The sequence below is a fragment of the Colwellia sp. Bg11-12 genome (assembly GCF_014076955.1).
Taxonomy (GTDB): domain Bacteria; phylum Pseudomonadota; class Gammaproteobacteria; order Enterobacterales; family Alteromonadaceae; genus Colwellia_A.
On the sequence record NZ_JACGUZ010000022.1, the window covers coordinates 20,888 to 39,826 of the forward strand.

General features: G+C 38.5%; 16 protein-coding genes. 13 read left to right on the top strand and 3 right to left on the bottom strand.

Annotation, left to right across the window (positions count from 1 at the left end; translation table 11 throughout):
* Positions 1 to 251 precede the first annotated feature (251 nt).
* Together dnaK and dnaJ are read left to right on the top strand one after the other, a co-directional pair.
* Positions 252 to 2,171, top strand: coding sequence for a molecular chaperone DnaK (gene dnaK / locus H4J39_RS00250; RefSeq protein WP_182178128.1), 1,920 nt, complete (start codon positions 252 to 254; stop codon positions 2,169 to 2,171).
* 157 nt (positions 2,172 to 2,328) lie between these two features.
* On the top strand, positions 2,329 to 3,462 hold the full coding sequence (gene dnaJ / locus H4J39_RS00255; protein WP_182225460.1) for a molecular chaperone DnaJ: 1,134 nt from the start codon (positions 2,329 to 2,331) through the stop codon (positions 3,460 to 3,462).
* A gap of 90 nt (positions 3,463 to 3,552) precedes the next feature.
* Here the strand turns inward: dnaJ and H4J39_RS00260 are convergent, their stop codons facing one another.
* Positions 3,553 to 4,389 carry a choice-of-anchor H family protein gene (locus H4J39_RS00260; RefSeq protein ID WP_182225461.1) on the bottom strand — a complete coding sequence of 279 codons (837 nt, stop codon included), beginning with the start codon at positions 4,387 to 4,389 and terminating at the stop codon, positions 3,553 to 3,555.
* Positions 4,390 to 4,646: 257 nt separating this feature from the next.
* On the opposite strand from H4J39_RS00260, the gene H4J39_RS00265 reads away from it, so the two are divergent.
* The 5 genes from H4J39_RS00265 (at position 4,647) to H4J39_RS00285 (ending at position 9,275) form a co-directional block, all read left to right on the top strand.
* Entirely contained in the window at positions 4,647 to 4,943 is a 297-nt protein-coding gene (locus H4J39_RS00265; protein ID WP_182225462.1) for a PepSY domain-containing protein, read from the top strand.
* Positions 4,944 to 4,948: 5 nt separating this feature from the next.
* On the top strand, positions 4,949 to 5,626 hold the full coding sequence (locus H4J39_RS00270) for a response regulator transcription factor (protein WP_182225463.1): 678 nt from the start codon (positions 4,949 to 4,951) through the stop codon (positions 5,624 to 5,626).
* A 23-nt stretch (positions 5,627 to 5,649) separates the two neighbouring features.
* Positions 5,650 to 6,999: an ATP-binding protein gene (locus H4J39_RS00275; protein ID WP_182225464.1), complete on the top strand. Its 1,350-nt coding sequence runs from the start codon at positions 5,650 to 5,652 to the stop codon at positions 6,997 to 6,999.
* A gap of 124 nt (positions 7,000 to 7,123) precedes the next feature.
* On the top strand, positions 7,124 to 8,383 hold the full coding sequence (locus H4J39_RS00280; protein WP_182225465.1) for a DUF3300 domain-containing protein: 1,260 nt from the start codon (positions 7,124 to 7,126) through the stop codon (positions 8,381 to 8,383).
* A gap of 223 nt (positions 8,384 to 8,606) precedes the next feature.
* On the top strand, positions 8,607 to 9,275 hold the full coding sequence (locus tag H4J39_RS00285) for a hypothetical protein (RefSeq protein ID WP_182225466.1): 669 nt from the start codon (positions 8,607 to 8,609) through the stop codon (positions 9,273 to 9,275).
* A gap of 71 nt (positions 9,276 to 9,346) precedes the next feature.
* Here the strand turns inward: H4J39_RS00285 and H4J39_RS00290 are convergent, their stop codons facing one another.
* The gene (locus tag H4J39_RS00290) at positions 9,347 to 9,817 is read right to left on the bottom strand and encodes an Lrp/AsnC family transcriptional regulator (RefSeq protein WP_182178107.1); all 471 of its coding nucleotides are present in this window, start codon (positions 9,815 to 9,817) and stop codon (positions 9,347 to 9,349) included.
* Between the two features lie 279 nt (positions 9,818 to 10,096).
* Here H4J39_RS00290 and H4J39_RS00295 point away from each other — a divergent pair, with 279 nt between their 5' ends.
* Genes H4J39_RS00295 through H4J39_RS00320 form a run of 6 tightly spaced genes read left to right on the top strand, consistent with a single transcriptional unit; the run spans position 10,097 to position 15,886 of the window.
* Complete coding sequence (locus H4J39_RS00295) at positions 10,097 to 12,886, top strand: monovalent cation/H+ antiporter subunit A (RefSeq protein ID WP_182225467.1); 2,790 nt, start codon at positions 10,097 to 10,099, stop codon at positions 12,884 to 12,886.
* Complete coding sequence (locus H4J39_RS00300) at positions 12,886 to 13,230, top strand: Na+/H+ antiporter subunit C (protein WP_070374297.1); 345 nt, start codon at positions 12,886 to 12,888, stop codon at positions 13,228 to 13,230. The genes H4J39_RS00295 and H4J39_RS00300 overlap by 1 nt, the downstream gene beginning before the upstream one ends.
* Positions 13,227 to 14,744: a monovalent cation/H+ antiporter subunit D gene (locus tag H4J39_RS00305; RefSeq protein ID WP_182225468.1), complete on the top strand. Its 1,518-nt coding sequence runs from the start codon at positions 13,227 to 13,229 to the stop codon at positions 14,742 to 14,744. The genes H4J39_RS00300 and H4J39_RS00305 overlap by 4 nt, the downstream gene beginning before the upstream one ends.
* On the top strand, positions 14,744 to 15,280 hold the full coding sequence (locus tag H4J39_RS00310; RefSeq protein WP_182225469.1) for a Na+/H+ antiporter subunit E: 537 nt from the start codon (positions 14,744 to 14,746) through the stop codon (positions 15,278 to 15,280). Before H4J39_RS00305 ends, H4J39_RS00310 begins: the two co-directional genes overlap by 1 nt.
* Complete coding sequence (locus tag H4J39_RS00315) at positions 15,274 to 15,543, top strand: K+/H+ antiporter subunit F (protein ID WP_182178098.1); 270 nt, start codon at positions 15,274 to 15,276, stop codon at positions 15,541 to 15,543. Before H4J39_RS00310 ends, H4J39_RS00315 begins: the two co-directional genes overlap by 7 nt.
* A gap of 10 nt (positions 15,544 to 15,553) precedes the next feature.
* A complete protein-coding gene (locus H4J39_RS00320) occupies positions 15,554 to 15,886 on the top strand; it encodes a Na+/H+ antiporter subunit G (protein WP_182225470.1) in 333 nt (110 codons plus the stop codon).
* Between the two features lie 244 nt (positions 15,887 to 16,130).
* Here the strand turns inward: H4J39_RS00320 and H4J39_RS00325 are convergent, their stop codons facing one another.
* Positions 16,131 to 18,626: a S8 family serine peptidase gene (locus tag H4J39_RS00325; RefSeq protein ID WP_182225471.1), complete on the bottom strand. Its 2,496-nt coding sequence runs from the start codon at positions 18,624 to 18,626 to the stop codon at positions 16,131 to 16,133.
* Positions 18,627 to 18,939: the final 313 nt, after the last annotated feature.

The following is an 18,939-nucleotide window of genomic DNA, read 5'->3' on the forward strand; positions in this document are numbered from 1 at the left end:
TTGCTCATAAACTTCTTACCGCTTTTTTGTTTTTAAGGATAAAACTTTTTTATTAAGGTGTTTTATCCTTATTTCAGTAAAAGAACCAAAAAAACTTCATAAATAGCTAAATAAAGAAATAAATTTACTTTTTTTCTTTCAAAATAGTTGAAAAGAATTTTCCTGCCCCCACTATTTGTTTCATCAACAGGTTTATTAAAAAATCTTACTTTAATAAGCTTTATTTTAATTAGTATTCGGAGATCCTCAAGATGGGCAAAATAATCGGTATTGACCTAGGGACAACAAACTCTTGTGTTGCTGTACTAGATGGCGGAAAAGCACGTGTAATTGAAAATGCAGAAGGCGATCGTACAACACCTTCAATTATTGCATATACAGAAGAAGGCGAAACATTAGTTGGTCAACCTGCTAAACGTCAATCTGTAACAAACCCAAAAAATACATTATATGCTATTAAGCGTTTAATTGGTCGTCGCTTTGAAGACGAAGAAGTTCAGCGTGATATTAAAATCATGCCATTTGGTATTGTTAAAGCTGACAATGGTGATGCTTGGGTTACTACGCGTGATAAGAACGTTGCGCCACCACAAGTTTCAGCTGAAGTTTTAAAGAAAATGAAAAAAACAGCAGAAGACTTTTTAGGTGAAGCAGTTACAGAAGCTGTAATCACGGTTCCTGCTTACTTTAACGATTCACAACGTCAAGCTACTAAAGATGCTGGTCGTATTGCGGGTCTTGAAGTTAAACGTATTATCAATGAGCCAACTGCTGCTGCCCTTGCTTACGGCATGGACAAGCAAGAAGGCGATAAAGTTATTGCGGTTTACGATTTAGGTGGTGGTACTTTCGATATTTCAATTATTGAAATTGATGAAGTTGAAGGCGAGCACACGTTTGAAGTATTAGCGACTAACGGCGATACCCACTTAGGTGGTGAAGATTTTGATAACCGTTTAATCAACTATCTTGTCGCTGAATTCAAGAAAGACCAAGGCATGGATTTAACAACTGATCCACTTGCAATGCAACGTTTGAAAGAAGCAGCAGAAAAAGCAAAATGTGAGCTTTCTTCAGCACAGCAAACTGATGTTAACTTACCTTACATCACTGCTGATGGCAGTGGTCCTAAGCACATGAATATCAAAGTAACGCGTGCTAAATTAGAGTCTTTAGTTGAAGACATGGTTAAAGCAACGTTAATACCGCTTGCACAAGCACTTAAAGATGCAGACTTATCAGTAAGTGACATCAATGATGTTATTTTGGTTGGTGGTCAGTCACGTATGCCAATGGTACAAAAAGCAGTAACAGAATTCTTTGGTAAAGAACCTCGTAAAGATGTTAACCCAGATGAAGCTGTTGCAGCGGGTGCAGCTATACAAGCGGGTGTTCTTTCTGGTGATGTAACTGACGTTCTTTTATTAGACGTTACGCCATTATCACTAGGTATTGAAACAATGGGCGGCGTGATGACGAAAGTTATCGATAAAAACACCACTATCCCAACGAAACAATCACAAACATTCTCAACAGCTGATGATAACCAAGCTGCGGTAACGGTTCATGTTGTTCAAGGTGAGCGTAAGCAAGCATCTGCCAACAAATCTTTAGGTCAATTTAATCTTGAAGGTATCGACGCAGCACCACGTGGTACGCCACAAATCGAAGTAACTTTCGATATTGATGCTGATGGTATCTTGCATGTTACTGCTAAAGATAAGAACACAGGTAAAGAACAAAAAATTACCATTAAAGCTTCTTCTGGTTTATCTGATGAAGAAGTAGAGCAAATGGTACGTGACGCAGAAGCTAACGCTGATGAAGATGCTAAGTTTGAAGAATTAGTAACAGCACGTAACCAAGCTGATGGTCTTGTTCACTCTACTCGCAAGCAAATTGTAGAAGCGGGCGAAGACTTACCAAGCGAAGACAAAGAAAAAATTGAAGCTGCATTAACAGAACTTGAAGCTGCAATTAAAGGCGAAGATAAAGAAGCGATTGAAGCTAAATCTCAAGCCGTTGTTGAAGCATCAGCTAAGTTAATGGAAATCGCTCAAGCGAAATCTCAAGCGGGTGCTCAAGAAGGCGCTCCTGAATCAGACGGCGCTGCGCCAGCTGATGACGATGTTGTTGACGCTGAGTTTGAAGAAGTTAAAGAAGACAAATAGTCTTTAGTTAACGAAAAAATAAAAGCGCTGGTTTAAACACCAGCGCTTCTTACGTTAAAAATCGTTATAAAATGCCATTGAAAATAGCTAACTATTTATAATGTCATTTTACTCAATTAATATCTAAAAATTTAAATACCAGTTAAAAGAAGTCACTATGTCAAAACGCGATTACTATGAAGTGCTAGAAGTGTCAAAAGATGCTTCTGAGCGTGATATCAAAAAAGCCTACAAACGTTTAGCGATGAAGCTTCATCCTGACCGTAATGCCGGTGATAAAGACAAAGAAGAGCAATTTAAAGAAGTTAAAGAAGCTTATGAAATTCTAAATGACGACCAAAAGCGTGCTGCTTTTGACCAGTATGGTCATGCCGCATTTGAACAAGGTGGTCATGGTGGTGGTGGACATGGCGGCGGAGGCTTTGGTCAAGATTTTGGTGATATATTTGGTGATATTTTTGGTGGTGGCCGCGGCGGCGGTCGTCAGCAGCGTCAACAACGCGGTTCAGATCTTCGCTACAATTTAGAGCTAAGTCTTGAAGATGCCGTTCGGGGTAAAACCTTAGAAATTAAAGTACCAACTTTTGTCAGTTGTGAGCCTTGTGATGGCTCTGGCGCTAAAAAAGGTACCAGTGCAAAATCTTGTACAACGTGTCATGGCCATGGCCAAGTACAAATGCGTCAAGGTTTATTTGCTGTACAGCAGACTTGTCCTACTTGTAGTGGTAAAGGTAAAGTTATTGCTAGCCCTTGTACTTCATGTCGCGGTCAAGGCCGTGTTGAAAAAACTAAAACACTTTCAGTGAAAATTCCACCAGGTGTGGATACAGGCGACAGAATTCGTTTGTCTGGCGAAGGTGAAGCTGGCGAGCATGGTGCACCAGCAGGTGATTTATATGTACAAGCCAACGTTCGTGACCATAAAATATTTGTTCGTGATGAAAACAATCTTTATTGTGAAGTCCCTATTAGCTTTACCACAGCAGCATTAGGTGGCGAAATAGAAGTACCGACACTTGAAGGTAAAGTAAAACTTAAAATACCTAAAGAAACACAAACGGGTAAAATGTTCCGTTTACGTGGTAAGGGTGTTAAGTCAGTACGTAGCCATTCAATTGGCGACTTAATGTGTAAAGTTGTGCTTGAAACACCGGTTAACTTGTCTGGTGACCAAGCTGATTTACTGCGCCAGTTAGATGATAAAATGGGTAAAAGCACCATAAAACATAGCCCAAAAGAAACAGGTTTCTTTGATGGTGTTAAAAAGTTTTTTGATGACTTGAAAAGCTAAAGTACTCCCATTCGATGAGCTAAAGCTTGTTGAAATGTAGACATTAAAAAAAGCCACAAAATATTTTGTGGCTTTTTTGTTTTTAACAACTTAAATAATTTTGCTTTTATTACGTAACACTACAATGCTGAATAACCCCCATATTAACCAATACATACTGCCACCTCTTACCTCAACAACCTCTATAACTTCAATGTAAGGTTCGTCGTATTCGGCACTTTCTATCGGTAGTGCATATAACGCATTAGTGTCATCGGCACTATAGCTGGCAACAATGTCGCTATAGCCTACTTGGTATAAATCGATTAACACATCGTAGTGATCACTGGCATAACCAGACATAAAAGTAGATATCACTTCATATTCGTCTACATTAGAATTCCCTTCAATAATAAAGTTGTCTGTGGTGAAGTAGTGTGCCCAAGGTCCGCCATTTTTACTGAGATAAAGTAAAGCATAAACTTCACCCCATTGAACATCGGTATAGCTATATATATCTGCATCAAACGTTATACTAAAAGTTTGATAGTAACCATCTTCGTCGTAATCATCATGTAAAAAACTCATCGCGCTATAAATAGAAAAGTCAGCGTAATAGTCATGACCGATTGCTTTAGCGATATGACCAATATTTGATTTTTCAATGGTTTTTATTGGGCTCTTAAGTATATCAACCCTAGATTTAGCCGTTGCTTTCCCGCTGAGTTGGTCAGGTAACTCAATAAGCTTAGTTGTTTCAATCATCTTTTTACGTTGTTGCTCACTGATGCTATTTTTTAGTGCGCCTTGTGAAACTGTATACGGACCAACATTCAATTCGTTGGCGGTGACATCAGTTAAAGGAAGTATGCTAAAAGCTACCAATAACAGTAACTTTTTAAGTGAAGTTGTACGTTCTGTTTGAGTTGCATTATTAACTAACAACATAATATATCCTACTGGCTTTATTAAGTGTTGCTATTAAAACGCAGTAAAGCTGAATGCAAGCTGAACACTTCCTTGCCAGGCGGTTTATATAACTATTGATTTATCATGGTTAAATCGAATAACGACCGTGTTATATAGTTGATATAAACGCTTTTAATAATTGTTCAGCTGATATTCAGTTGCTAAGGTTTATAATTTTAAATAAGCTACGGGTATATATAGCTAGGCACACTTTTAACTTTGTATTTGGAATAACAATGAAATTTGCTTTACCCCTGTTTTTTCTTTTTGTTTTTGCGCTCTCTATTAACGCGATGGCACAAGGAAAATTTGTGTCATCAACAAGTACCATTAAAGCTAGTAAGCAAAATAAGGCCGCGTTAATCGTAAAAAGCAGTAAACAAGCGGCTAAGCTTGCTAAAAGTCGTTTTGGTGGAAAAGTGCTTAAGGTTGAGAATAAAAAAGCAGGCTATCGCGTTAAGTTAATCAAAGCGAACGGTCATATCATTTCTGTTTACGTTGATGCTAAAACAGGCAAAATTAATGGAGGCTAGTCATCATGCGTTTACTCTTTATTGAAGATGATATTGACCTACAGACAAACTTGCACCGTCATTTAATTGCTGCTAATTATTTAGTTGATTTAGCGAGTGATGGTGAAACGGGTTTATTTCAAGGACAAGAATATCCATACGATGCCGCTATTATTGATGTGGGCCTACCGTTACTTGACGGTATTAGTGTTATTAGAATGCTACGCGAGAAGAATATCGACTTTCCGATATTGGTGTTAACTGCACGCGATAGCTGGCAAGACAAGGTGGCCGGTTTAGATGCAGGCGCAGATGATTATTTAACGAAACCTTTTCAAGCTGAAGAATTACTTGCACGGTTAAATGCGCTGATCAGGCGTTCAGCTGGACAAGCGAGCCCACTGATAAAAAATGGTCCGTTAACCTTGAACACCAAAAGTTTGCTCGTGGAAGTTAGTAATAAGCCGGTAAAACTAAGTAGCTCAGAATATAAATTACTTGAGTATATGATGCATCACCTTGATGAAGTTACTTCAAAGGCAACACTCACTGAGCATATTTACGACCAAAACTTTGACCTTGACTCAAATGTTATTGAAGTCTTTATTCGGCGATTAAGGAAGAAACTCGACCCGGATAACGAATACGGTTTCATTGAAACACTGCGTGGACATGGCTATAAATTAAAGCGATTAGATCTATGAAGTCGCATGGATATACCTAACGAATGAACTCTTTAAAAGTTCGGCTTTTATTAAGTACTTTAGTGATGACAGTCGTTATGTTACCTATTATTGGCTTAACCTTAACTAATGCCTTTGAACGGCAGTTAAATATAGCGATGAAAAATGAGCTAAAAGCTTACAGCTATTCAATTTTTACGGTTGCGGAAGTTGAAAATAATCATTTATTGATGCCTGAGCTGATGTTGGAAAATCAATTTAATATCAGTAAATCTGGCTTATATGCATTAATAGCAACGTTACCTCAAGATAGAAAAGTGAGTGATACACCAAGTGAACCCCTATGGCAGTCGCTCTCTTTGCTAACGTTGCCTTTACCGTCAGTATTACCGTCACCAGCTGTTGGGCAAACACTTATTTCAAAAATAAACATAGAGGGTAACAGCCATTTACTTTATAGCTTTAGTGCTAGCTTTTCTGACAATGGTCAAGCCTTTGATATAACACTTCATCTTATTAAAGACCAAGAAACATTATTAATGGCGCTTAACGATTTTAAGCAAAAGCTTTGGACATGGTTATTGGTACTAATGGTGGTTTTTATTGTTGTACAAATTGTGTGGCTACTCTGGACATTAAAGCCGCTAACGTTATTATCTCAAGAGCTTGAGCACATAGAAAAAGGGCAAAAGAAAGCGTTAGATGCAAACTATCCGCTTGAGTTACAACCTGTTACACAACAATTAAATACGCTATTAGCGACAGAAGAGAACCAACGAAAACGTTATCGTAACGCCTTGGCTGATTTAGCGCATAGCCTTAAAAACCCACTAGCAGTTATTCAAAGTCAGGCTAATATTTCAGCGAGCACGACTGAACAATTACAATTAATTAATAAAATAATCGAACATCAACTTAAAAGAGCGCAAAGTGCAGGGCAGTCGTCATGGCATTTAGGGGTTGAAATAGAGCAAGTTGTTAATAAGCTTATCGCTACGTTAGCTAAAATTTATCACGATAAAAACTTATCTTTTAGGGTTAACGTTGCTCCAAACGCTATATTTAAAGGTGATGAAGCTGATTTAATGGAAATTTTAGGTAATATTCTTGATAACGCCTGTAAAGCCGCAAAACACAAAATCATGATAAACGTTATAACCGTAGATAAAAAATTAACCATTGAGATAGCAGACGATGGCACTGGTATTGAAGCGTCACAGCAAGCCTTTATCTTATCTCGAGGCGGAAGAGCAGACACTTATCAAGCGGGCCACGGCATTGGTTTAGCCATTGTTAATGATTTAGTGAGTAGTTATCAGGGGCAATTAACTATTGGCAATTCAGCGATACTTTCGGGGGCTGTTTTCACACTTGTTTTTCATTCATCTCGTTAGCCCTTCGTTAAAAAACTAAGCATATGCTGAAAGTGGCAATGCTTACCTAAAAAAGCTGTTCAGGTTACGTTCAGTTTTGTCTTGTTATCTTTATTGTCTAGAATTAGTCATGAGGATCATAACGATGAAAGACTTTATATTTTCATTTAGCTTTGCTGTCAGCGCTTTAGTAAGTTTTAATGTACTCGCAGAAAATCTATCTATACAGCCCTATCTTGAGCAACAGGAACAACAATCATTCAGTGATGCTGAATTAGCACAAATGTTAGCGCCTATTGCGCTTTATCCTGACAGTTTACTTACCCATATATTAATTGCTGCTACTTACCCTATTGAAATTATAGAAGCCCATCGCTGGCTAATAAAAAATGAAGGTCTTAGCAGTGAAGTCGCCGCTCGTTCGGTAGAAGACTTTAATTGGGACGCTAGTGTTAAGGCGCTAGTTCCTTTTGAGCGTATTCTGATCCGACTAAGTGAAAATTTAACCTGGACTCAGCAACTCGGTGATGCTTTTCTACAAGATGAGTCTAGGTTGTTAGAAAGTATTCAAGTGTTGAGACAAAAAGCAGCGCGTGCTGGTAACCTTAAAAAAATGGATAACATGGATGTTAGCTATGAAGAAAACAATATTGTTATTGAGCCAATAGAAAAAGAAATTGTATATATTCCATACTACGACACCCGCAGGGTTTATGGCACTTGGCATTCGGTATCTTACCCACCAGTTTACTGGCAACCTCATCATAGTATGTATGTTAGCGACAATAGACCCTTTTATTGGCATTCAGGTATTCATATTTCGTTCAATTATTTCTTTAGTGCATTTCATTGGCACAATCGTCATGTGGTTGTGGTGAATTCTCATCATGCTAAGCATCGTTATTATGAACAGCGTCCTCGGCGTTTAATCGTTAACGGCGGATATGCAAAACGATGGACACATCAGATAGCGCATAGAAAAGGTGTTGCTTATAGAAGCAAGCATACCCGTTTAAAATATGACAATAAGCGAGTAAATATACGAAAAAATGGTCATAAATCTTATCGTGCAACCAAAAGAAACGTGCAGCGTAAGGTAAAGGGCAGACCATTGTTGATGACCGCTAAGTTAAATAACAGTAAAGTACCGTTAACTAAAACAAGAGCGAGCAAGGCTATACTTAAGCCGTCTGGGCCCAAAAATTTTTATCACATCAATGCAGCGGTAAAAAAAGAGCCTTCAGCTAAGGTGATGTCAAAGGAGCATAAAAAACAAACAACTAAACATCACACTAAACCTCAAAATAGATCAACAAAGCATAAGGTGAAACAGATGAAAACCCATCGGCGTGCATCGGTTAAAAGTAACCGTTCAACGCTTGTTAAAGCACGACATAAAGAGTAATGCTTTTACGTTTATAGAAAAGTATAGATTACAACGCTATGTAATCATGTGAAAAAGTTGTATTAGCATAACGTAAAGCAAATGCTTTTAAATATTATGATGGATAAAAGCTAAATGCTAATTCATTTAGCCTTTTTTTTTAGATAGTTTATAATCAGATTTTCTGTTGTACCAATAACTTTTTTTGGTACAGAGCTTTGCATACTTTACCGAGTTATTTTTAATGAAAAAAATTTTACTGACTTTACTATTGATGGTATTAAATTCAACGAGCTTTGCTCGTGAAGACGTTAAAGAGTTACCGCCAATAGACCCAACATATATGGGAGAACACAGCATGGTACTCGTTAGCCAACGTTCCTCTATTTATGCTTTGGTGATGACCACCTATAACCGCCCAAGTAATGTGCAACTATTATATAAAATTGCTAATAAAGATTTAGCGTTGTTGCAAACTGTTCGTGACGGGCAATTGACAACAATAAAAACCAAGCCTTTTAACTTACAACGATTGATGCGCGGTGAAGAAATGGTGATTATGGCTGATGTATACGCAGGACACTTTGCTCGTGATGGAATGCTCGTGTATGAAAACATACCATTAACGTTTGCTAAAAAATTATATGTACGCGAACTTGATGACATCAGTGAATCAACCAACAAGCAAGAGTATGCGGTAATAGATTTAAAGAAAAATTATAAAATTTATATTCATAAAATCCAACAGGCCCCAAGTTTTGCCCATGTACTTGGCCTTGATCTCGAGGCAGGGTGTTTAACACGTTTTCGTACATCGTCAGCTGTGCCAAAAGAAACTGAGCTTCTGTATAAATTTTTAAATTGTGGCACCATTAAACCACTTTATTTTGAAACACAAGATTTTGAAAAATAGTCGCTTTGATTTTAACATTTTTAATGAGTCAAATTTCATGAAGGGTCACTAAAAGCTAACCGGTAGAATGTTTATTCGTCATCAAAATTTGGCAGAACACCACTACGACTGTGCTCAAAAATAAGCGAAGTTTCTACTGTTGTTACTTCATCTCTTGACGTGATCGCCTTGAAAACAAATTGTCGTAAATGTTCGCTGTCTTTAACTGACATATGAATAAAGTAATCGTAGCTACCTCCCATGTGATACAAACTAACAATTTCGGGTAGCTTAAGTAAATCATCACGAAGGTTGTTAACGATATCTTCTGAATAAGGCTGTAAGCGGATAGCTGCAATCGCTTCTATATTTCCACCTAAACTTTTGAAATCAATTTCAATGTAAGCACCATTAATTATTTTTTTATGTTTCATGCGCTTAACGCGCTCTAAACAGGTAGAGGGGGCAACACCTATTTGTGAAGCTAACTCTTTATTAGTGATATCAGCATCGCGATATAAAATGGTTAAAATGCGTAAATCTATATCATCTAATTTTTTCATTATGGTAAGTCTTCCATTTATATAGTAAATTACTAACTATACCGACTATTGTCTTATTAACCAATGCATTGTGTTTATTAATCAAACAATCGTCGAATAAACAATACTTTTCCGAATATTCATCGTTTAACTTTTATTCAGTTTGTACTAAAGTGCTTTTAAATTAATTTCAATTACACTTTTATAAGGAGATAATGTTGTTAAATTTAGTTTAGCGACATATTATGTCTATGTTTCGATGTCATTACTTCTCATTATAAAAATAAAAAGGTTTACTCTATGACTTTGCTTTGGATACCCTTGCTATCGTTACTTGGCAGTATTATTTCCTCAAGAACGGGTAAGTTAACGCGTAATCAATCAACTGCATTGACGTTGTTAATGCCGATCATTGCATTGTTAATGACGATTAGCTTAGCGCCAACTATTTTTGCTGGCAACGTTATTAGGGAAACAATCTCCTGGATCCCTCTACTTGGTATAGATATCGCCTTTCGTTTAGATGGCTTAGCGCTGTTATTTGTATTTATGATCCTAGGAATAGGCATACTAGTTATCTTTTATGCCCGTTATTACCTCAGTAGTAATGACTCTATGCCCAAGCTTTATGCTTATTTGATGTTATTTATGACAGCGATGCTTGGCATTGTCATGTCGAATAATATCATTCAGCTCTGGTTTTTTTGGGAGCTAACCAGTATTAGTTCGTTTTTGTTAATTAGCTATTGGTGGCATAAACCCGAGGCACGTAAGGGCGCAATTATGGCCTTAATCGTAACCGGTGGTGGTGGTTTAGCATTACTGGCGGGTTTGCTTTTACTGGGTAATATCGTTGGTAGTTATAATTTAGATGCGATCTTAGCGAGCAGAGAAATTATTCAAGCGCATGCTTGGTATGAAATCACTTTAATTTTAGTCTTACTGGGGGCTTTCACAAAATCGGCACAGTTTCCTTTTCACTTTTGGCTACCTCATGCCATGGCAGCGCCAACGCCGGTAAGTGCTTATCTACATTCTGCTACGATGGTAAAGGCTGGGATTTTCTTACTAGCGCGTTTTTATCCTGCATTAGCGGGTACCGATATATGGTTTATTCTAGTGAGTTTAACCGGATTAACTACTATGTTACTCGGCGCTTATATTGCGTTATTTAAACATGATTTAAAAGGGCTGTTAGCCTATTCAACGATCAGTCATTTAGGGTTAATCACTTTATTATTTGGTTTGGACACTAAGCTTGCCGCTGTTGCTGCTATTTTTCATATAATTAATCATGCCATATTTAAAGCTTCATTATTTATGGCAACGGGTATTATTGACCATGAAACGGGTACACGTGACATGCGGAAACTTAACGGTATGTGGCGATTTATGCCTTATACGGCGACGTTAGCAATGGTTGCTGCTGCCGCGATGGCGGGTGTACCGCTGTTAAATGGTTTCTTGTCTAAAGAAATGTTTTTTGCTGAAACACTGCATCAACAATTACTTGGGTCTATGTCTTGGCTTATACCTGTACTCGCTACCGTTGCAGGAGCGTTAGCTGTTGCTTACTCAGCTCGCTTTATCCACGATGTTTTCTTTAATGGTGACCCTATTGATTTACCTAAACAACCTAGTGAGCCACCGCGTTATATGCGAGTGCCTATCGAAATACTGGTCGCTTTATGTTTAATCGTCGGGGTATTCCCTAACTTTATTATTGATGATATTTTAAAAGCAGCGTCTTTTGCCGTACTCGGTGGATATGTTCCTGAATTTAAAGTTGCGTTATGGCACGGTTTTAATTTACCACTATTAATGAGTGCTATAGCAGTAATCGGTGGTTTATTTTTGTATACCCAACGACGTTATCTGTTTCAATTTCAGGCATCTATGCCTAGCTTGAACGCTAAAAAGACTTTCGATGACAGTATATATCTCATCACAAAGTGGAGTCAGCGAAAAATAAACGACATAGAAAATGGTTCTTTACAACGTTATCTAATGCTAATGTTTGTTTTTGTATTACTCTTTGCCGGTTGGCCATTATTTGAAATGCACCAACTAGGCGGGCAAAAAGAATTGACGCCAATTGATCTTCATAATGCGATTGGCGCAGCATTATTAATGATTGGCGCAATAAGTACGGTGATTTGGTACCGTGCAAGAGTGGTGTCGTTGTTGATGATATCAGTTGTCGGTTTGATGGTGTCTGTTGTGTTTACTCGCTTCTCAGCACCTGATTTAGCCTTAACGCAATTAACGGTTGAAGTCGTCACTATTGTTTTACTGATGCTGGCCTTGTTTTTCTTACCACAGCATTCACCCAAAGAGTCTAGCTCTTTACGTGTGGTACGCGATTTAGGGATCTCAGCGGCTTTAGGGGTTGTGGTTGCGAGTATTTGCTATGCATTACTTACCCGCCCATTTGAGTCAATATCAGAATTTTTCTTAGCCAATGCTAAAACAGGTGGCGGTGGTACCAACGTCGTTAATGTTATTTTGGTTGATTTTCGTGGCTTTGACACGTTAGGTGAAATTTGCGTATTAGGTATTGCTGCGCTGGGTATTTATAAGCTTTTAATCAACCTTCCGTTACTTCTTCCTGTTAGGGATAGTCAAGGGCGACTATGGGCGAAAGAGCGTTACCCTATTTTATTAGCCAGTATTTCTCAGTCATTACTCCCCTTGGCATTAATGATCTCGTTTTATATTTTTTTACGTGGTCATAATCTTCCCGGTGGCGGATTTATTGCAGGTTTAGTGACCTCGGTTGCCTTTATTTTACAGTATATTGCTCACGGCTCAGCTTGGATATCTACTCGTTTAACGATTAATTATCGGAAAATTATTGCCTCAGGAATTGCTATTGCGACATTTACTGGTGTGGGTAGTTGGTTCTTTGGTAGGCCGTTTATGACTACTTGGTTTGACTATTTCGATATTCCCATCATTGGTAAAATTGAACTTGCCAGTGCACTGATCTTTGATCTGGGTGTTTATATTACAGTTGTAGGCGCGACATTAATGATTTTGGCAAGTCTTGGTCAATTAGCGAGCGGGCCTAAAGAAGAGGTGAAAACTTAATGGAATTACTTTACGCATCCTGCGTTGGGCTTTTAGTGTCTTGTGGCGTGTTTTTAATCTTACGTTCTAGAACGTTCCCTATCGTATTAGGGCTAACGATGTTTTCTTACGCGGTTAATTTATTTCTGTTTTCATCTGGGCGGCTAAGCATTAATAATGCTGCGGTGCTTGGAACCTCTTCAGAATATACTGACCCATTGCCACAAGCTTTAGTGTTAACCGCGATAGTTATTGGTTTTGCAATGACTGCCTTCGTGGTTATTTTAGCTATTAGAGGGCGAGCAGATTTAGGCAGTGACCATGTAGATGGCCAGCCAGAAAAAGATAAAAAGGTAAACGTATGACCCAGAATTTGACCTTTTTACCGATTTTATTGCCCATACTTGCGGGGGTTATTTTATTGATGCCTCCCTTTGGTTCGAATAAAAGTACTCGAAGAGTGGCTTCTGTCGTACTCAGCGTTTTTACATTTGCCGTCTCATTGGCTTTACTACTCAAAGTCCAAGCTGAAGGTACTCAGGTTTATGCTATCGGAGATTGGAGCGCACCTTTTGGTATTGTACTCGTTGCTGATCCCCTTTCTACATTATTAGTGTGTCTAACGACATTGCTCGGTGTTGTCTGTGTGTTATATGCGAGTGCCGGAGATGACGACAAAGGGAGTTTTTTTCATCCACTTGTACATTTTTTAGTTTTAGGGGTTAACGGCGCATTCTTAACCGGTGATGCTTTTAATTTATTCGTCTTTTTTGAAGTCTTACTTATCGCCTCGTATTCGTTGTTAATGCATGGTGGAGATAAAAAAAATACCCGTGCTGCTTTACAGTACGTGATCCTTAATCTTGTAGGCTCAGCGATATTTTTGATTGCTTTAGGGGTTTTATATGGTGTGTTAGGTACACTAAATATGGCTGATATGGCTCAGAAAGTAACACTTTTACAAGGTGATGATGTTTACTTAGCCAAAATAGGTGGGATGTTATTACTGGTAGTATTTGCTTTAAAAGGCGCTTTGTTACCACTACATTTATGGTTACCCAATACTTATGCAACAGCAATGCCTGTTGTCGCTGCATTATTTGCCATTATGACAAAAGTGGGTGTCTACTCAATGATGCGTGTTTATACACTTATATTTGGTGATGAAGCGGGCGAATTAACTCATATGGCGCAAAGTTGGTTGTGGTGGTTAGCGCTTGCTACAATTGCTATGGGCGCGGTAGGTGTTTTAGCCAGTAAAGATTTAAGAAAATTAACCGCTAATTTGGTGATAGTGTCGGTGGGTACCTTGGTTGCATTAGTTGCAGTACAAACTATTGAAGCAAGTTCCGCGGCTATCTATTACTTAGTACACTCAACGTTGGTTACAGCAGCACTCTTTATTTTAGCTGATTTAATTGGCCGCCAACGTGGTGAAGTTGCCGACCGTATTTCTGCAGGCTCTGCTGTTTCTCAGCCGAAGTTGCTTGGCGCTTGTTTTTTGATTGCAGCAATTGCAGTGATAGGCATGCCACCACTGTCTGGTTTCATTGGAAAAGTATGGCTGCTTAAAGCAACCTTAAATGCTGAATATACCTTGGTGTTTTGGCCAATATATCTCTTTGCAAGTTTAGCTATATTATTTGCTGTATCTAAAGCAGGTAGCACTTTGTTTTGGCATCATCATGCTAAAATAACCACTGATACAAGGCAAGAACGTGTTCATCCAGCGCAGTTAGTCGCATTGCTTATTCTCATCTCTGGCGCGCCATTAATGACTGTCTTTGCTGGTCCATTAAGTGAGTATGCCATTGATGCAGCTACCCAGTTACATGATTTTAATAACAATATTAAACTTATCCTTTCAGGAGGACAGTAATGCGATTAGAAACACGATTTAAATGGCTACCCGCTCCTTTAATGAGTCTGGTACTATTTACTGTCTGGTTGGTGTTAAATAACAGCCTGTCCGCAGGGCATATTTTATTAGCCACTATTTTAGCGATAGTTATTCCTTTGGTGACTAGCCCGTTTAGAACAAAGCAACCCATCATTATTAAACCTGGTTTAGCGTTACGCCATTTAGCGTTGGTTTTATATGACATTATTACGGCGAATGTTCAGGTTGCTATTTTAATATTAGGACCCACTAAAAAATTAACGCCTGGGTTTGTTAAAGTACCGTTAGATTTAACACACAGTCTGCCCATTACTATTTTGGCAAGTACCGTGTCATTAACGCCAGGCACTGTTAGTGCGGAAGTGTACCCTTGGAGAGAAAGCTTGAGTGAAGGTGAAAAGCTTGAACAACAGTTTTTACTAATACACGTTTTAGATCTAAAAGATGAACAGGCCTTAATAAAAATGATTAAACAACGTTATGAAGCGCCTCTTAAGGAGATGTTTCAATGTTAGAAACTGTGATTTCAATTGTTTTTGCTATGATAGGTTTGTCGTTATTATTAAATGTATGGCGCTTATTATTGGGACCTTCTATACCCGATAGAATACTTGCACTCGATACGATGTACATCAATACAATCGCATTGATCATCTTATACGGTATGAGTATGGGCACTGCATTATATTTTGAAGCAGCGCTGTTAATCGCTATGTTAGGATTTGTTAGTACTGTTGCGGTATGTAAGTATTTACTGCGTGGCGATATTATAGAGTAAGGGGTAAGTTATGACAGAATGGATTATTTCAATATTATTATTAATTGGCGGCTCTTTTGTACTCGTTGGCTCGATTGGCTTAGTAAAAATGCCAGATTTTTTTATGCGACTTCATGGACCCACTAAAGCTACAACACTCGGCATGGCATCGCTGTTAACTGCTGCGATGATCTTTTTTAGTACCACTCATACAGGGTTTAGCGTAAAAGAAATACTGATCTCGCTATTTTTATTGCTTACTGCCCCCATCAGTGCCTATATGATGATTAAAGCGGCTATTCATCACAAGCTTGAGAGTATAGAACGCACGAAAGGCATAGATAACATTGAAGATGATGTTTAATCTTTTCTAGCGTTAACTCAATAAAGTATCTGTTAAATATAAAACACTGAGCGTCTTGATGTTCAGTGTTTTTTTACCTTATTTATTTGAATATCAATATTTTACTAAGATAAAAAATCCCTAACAGTTTTAATTGTTAGGGATTGTTAGCTAGCTAGAACATCAGTATGTAATACCTAATATATCGGTGTTACCACTATTGTCTGGCGTTTTTATTGCCTAGTAATGTTCTATTAAATAAAGCTTAGAAGTTAACGGTTACTTCATTTGAACAAGCTGTTGATGCATCACATATTTGATAAACAAATTGGCTACCTGTTGCGCGACGTTCACGGTCACGGTAAATACCCGCATTTTCTACCGTATCAATTTTCACACCATTACGGAAAATATCTACCATATCTGCTGAAGTGCCTTCCCAAGTAATATCAACACGTAAGCGACCTAAACGAGACTTGTATGCACGCTTAACAGCGGCTTCAATACTTACTGATGAAACCGTTACCAGCATGTTTTCTGTACTGTTTAAACCTTCGCTATCCGTTACGGTAAGTGTAACTTCATAGTTACCCGTTGCTGCGAAAGTATGTACAGGGTTTTGTGCGCTCGATATAGCACCGTCACCAAAGTTCCAATCCCAGCTAACCATATCGTCATTTCTATCACTACTGCTATCAGTAAACGTAGCGGTTAGACCGTCTGCTTCATAAGTAAAGCTCGCTTGTGGCGCGCTAGGAAGTGCTTCACCAATACCAGTAATAGTCAGTGTCCAGTTGTTTAATGTACCGGTATCTGCCGCTGCATTATCAGCAACACTCAATATCCAGTCACCAGTGGCTACTTCGCCGTTGAAAGCTGATGAGCTAAAGGTACTATCTATGTTATCGGCGCCGCCACCTGAGGCACTGTGCAATGGTGCAGAAGTCCCAGAAGGAGACGTTAACATGACTGTTAAGTCGCCAATCCAAGTATGAGTAATATTTACATAAATATCAGAAGCAAAAACGGTAAGTTCATCTGCAACATTAATGGTTGAAGAAATACCTTCTGCATTGTTATCAGGAATACTAACAACCTCATCATTTGTGTAAGTAAACTCGTTCAACCCTTGTGGATTAACCATTAAGCGAACAGTAGATGCTTTAACTAAATCATCACTTGTTCCCGTTACAACAAAAGTATATTCACCCCATTGTGTTTCCGCTGTTGTTGGTACACTAAGTTCAAACGTAGCTCCTGGTGTCGCAGTATCTGTAGTTAATGTTGCCCCAGCGAGTGAGCCATCTAAAGTTAAGATAACTTCACCGTTCCAATCTGCAACAGAACCAACATTAAAGCTGTAAGTTGCTGTTTCTCCAGCTTCAATAGTGTTTGAACCTGGTGTTGCTGCAAGCGTAAAACCTGGTGTTGGATCAGCATCGTTTAGTGCATTATTAACGTTCAAGCGTTTTCCTGATACTGTTTTACCCGCAAGTGCAGCGTTATCATCACCAGAGCTCATTAAGAGTGCTTTCATTTCAATAGCACTCAGTTCAGGGTTTACTGACCATGCTAAAGCAGCTGCACCGGTAACATGTGGTGTCGCCATTGAGGTACCTGAATATGATGCGTAGCCACCACCAGGTACTGTAGATAAAATATCTGAGCCTGGAGCACCTAAATCTACAGTGGTTAAGCCCCACTGTGAAAAACTAGACATACTATCAGTACGCGTTGTACTTGCTACAGCTAATACTGAGTCATGCGGGTAGCCAGAAGGGTAGCTGCTTTGCGCATCGTTGTCGTATGCATCGTTACCGGCTGCAGCGACAAATAAAATGTTTGCTTCTTCAGAAGAGGTTATTGCGTCAGAAAGTGCTTGGCTAAATCCACCACCACCCCAACTGTTATTTGTTGCACGTACATTTATGCCATTGTTTTTCAAGCCAACGAAGTAATCAATACACGTTAAAGCATCAGAAAGGCTACCGCTACCCGAGGCGTTAAGGAACTTACAACCAATAATTGAGACACTGTGGTTAACACCTACAACACCTAACCCATTGTTGCCAGTTGCGCCAATCGTACCTGAAACATGGCTACCGTGCCCTGCGTCATCCATAGGGTCGCCAACATTAGTGATTGCATTAATACCATGAATATCATCAATAAAGCCATTACCATCATTATCAATACCGTCACCCGCTATTTCTGCAGGGTTAGACCAAATATTTGCCATTAAATCTGGGTGAGAATGATCAACACCAGTATCAATAACCCCCACGATCACATCATGACTACCCGTTGAGATATCCCATGCCTCAGGTGCATCTATGTCTGCATCTGCGACACCGCCCGATTGACCAGTATTGTTCATGCCCCAAAGGTCAGCGAAGCTACTATCGTCAGGTGTAACGCTTGCATGAACGATATAATCAGGCTCGGCATATAAAACAGCAGGATTTTTACGAAGTTTTTCAAGCGCACTTTTTACTGACACATTATCAAGGGTAAATTTCGCTATACGACCGTTTTTCAAGTGACGATATTTATCATCGATTTCGTCATTATTTAAATCAGAGATTTTCGCTTGAACGATATTTCGAGTAGCACGGCGGTCTACTTTAGTCGCACTATCTTTATAGACAACAATAACCGAGTCTGACTTATAAGTAGTGCCTTTAGGTGAGCTAAGCTCTACTGATGCATTCGCGAATATAGGCATTAACGCCAATGTTAAGACTGATAATTTTGCTTTCATGTTTTGCTCCATGTTTTATTAAGTATTTTGTTTAAATTATTTTTAGCCTAAAGAAAATTACTAGGCTACATTCCTTTATTTAAAAATTTCTGCTTACTATGGGTATACGCAACCTTATTACTTTACTCATAAAAATAGTGTTTTGACTATTAAAATGTAACAAACACGACTTTTTCATTACTTTAGGTGTGTTTATTTATCGTTTTTACTACTTTTTTACTACTTTTTTGGCTTTGTTATTTAAGTGAATTTTGTAGTCCTTTTTTATGAGAAGTTTGGTTGTGATTTTTTGTTTTTTTTGTTTTTTTTTATT

What these genes read in the sequence shown, in the direction of transcription:
- H4J39_RS00285 (WP_182225466.1), top strand. Translation starts at nt 8,607, where the DNA reads ATGAAAAAAATTTTACTGACTTTACTATTGATGGTATTAAATTCAACG.
- H4J39_RS00265 (WP_182225462.1), top strand. Translation starts at nt 4,647, where the DNA reads ATGAAATTTGCTTTACCCCTGTTTTTTCTTTTTGTTTTTGCGCTCTCT.
- H4J39_RS00320 (WP_182225470.1), top strand. Translation starts at nt 15,554, where the DNA reads ATGACAGAATGGATTATTTCAATATTATTATTAATTGGCGGCTCTTTT.
- dnaJ (WP_182225460.1), top strand. Translation starts at nt 2,329, where the DNA reads ATGTCAAAACGCGATTACTATGAAGTGCTAGAAGTGTCAAAAGATGCT.
- H4J39_RS00310 (WP_182225469.1), top strand. Translation starts at nt 14,744, where the DNA reads ATGCGATTAGAAACACGATTTAAATGGCTACCCGCTCCTTTAATGAGT.
- H4J39_RS00290 (WP_182178107.1), bottom strand. Translation starts at nt 9,817, where the DNA reads ATGAAAAAATTAGATGATATAGATTTACGCATTTTAACCATTTTATAT.
- H4J39_RS00305 (WP_182225468.1), top strand. Translation starts at nt 13,227, where the DNA reads ATGACCCAGAATTTGACCTTTTTACCGATTTTATTGCCCATACTTGCG.
- H4J39_RS00315 (WP_182178098.1), top strand. Translation starts at nt 15,274, where the DNA reads ATGTTAGAAACTGTGATTTCAATTGTTTTTGCTATGATAGGTTTGTCG.
- H4J39_RS00260 (WP_182225461.1), bottom strand. Translation starts at nt 4,389, where the DNA reads ATGTTGTTAGTTAATAATGCAACTCAAACAGAACGTACAACTTCACTT.
- H4J39_RS00275 (WP_182225464.1), top strand. Translation starts at nt 5,650, where the DNA reads ATGAACTCTTTAAAAGTTCGGCTTTTATTAAGTACTTTAGTGATGACA.
- H4J39_RS00300 (WP_070374297.1), top strand. Translation starts at nt 12,886, where the DNA reads ATGGAATTACTTTACGCATCCTGCGTTGGGCTTTTAGTGTCTTGTGGC.
- H4J39_RS00295 (WP_182225467.1), top strand. Translation starts at nt 10,097, where the DNA reads ATGACTTTGCTTTGGATACCCTTGCTATCGTTACTTGGCAGTATTATT.
- H4J39_RS00270 (WP_182225463.1), top strand. Translation starts at nt 4,949, where the DNA reads ATGCGTTTACTCTTTATTGAAGATGATATTGACCTACAGACAAACTTG.
- H4J39_RS00280 (WP_182225465.1), top strand. Translation starts at nt 7,124, where the DNA reads ATGAAAGACTTTATATTTTCATTTAGCTTTGCTGTCAGCGCTTTAGTA.
- H4J39_RS00325 (WP_182225471.1), bottom strand. Translation starts at nt 18,626, where the DNA reads ATGAAAGCAAAATTATCAGTCTTAACATTGGCGTTAATGCCTATATTC.
- dnaK (WP_182178128.1), top strand. Translation starts at nt 252, where the DNA reads ATGGGCAAAATAATCGGTATTGACCTAGGGACAACAAACTCTTGTGTT.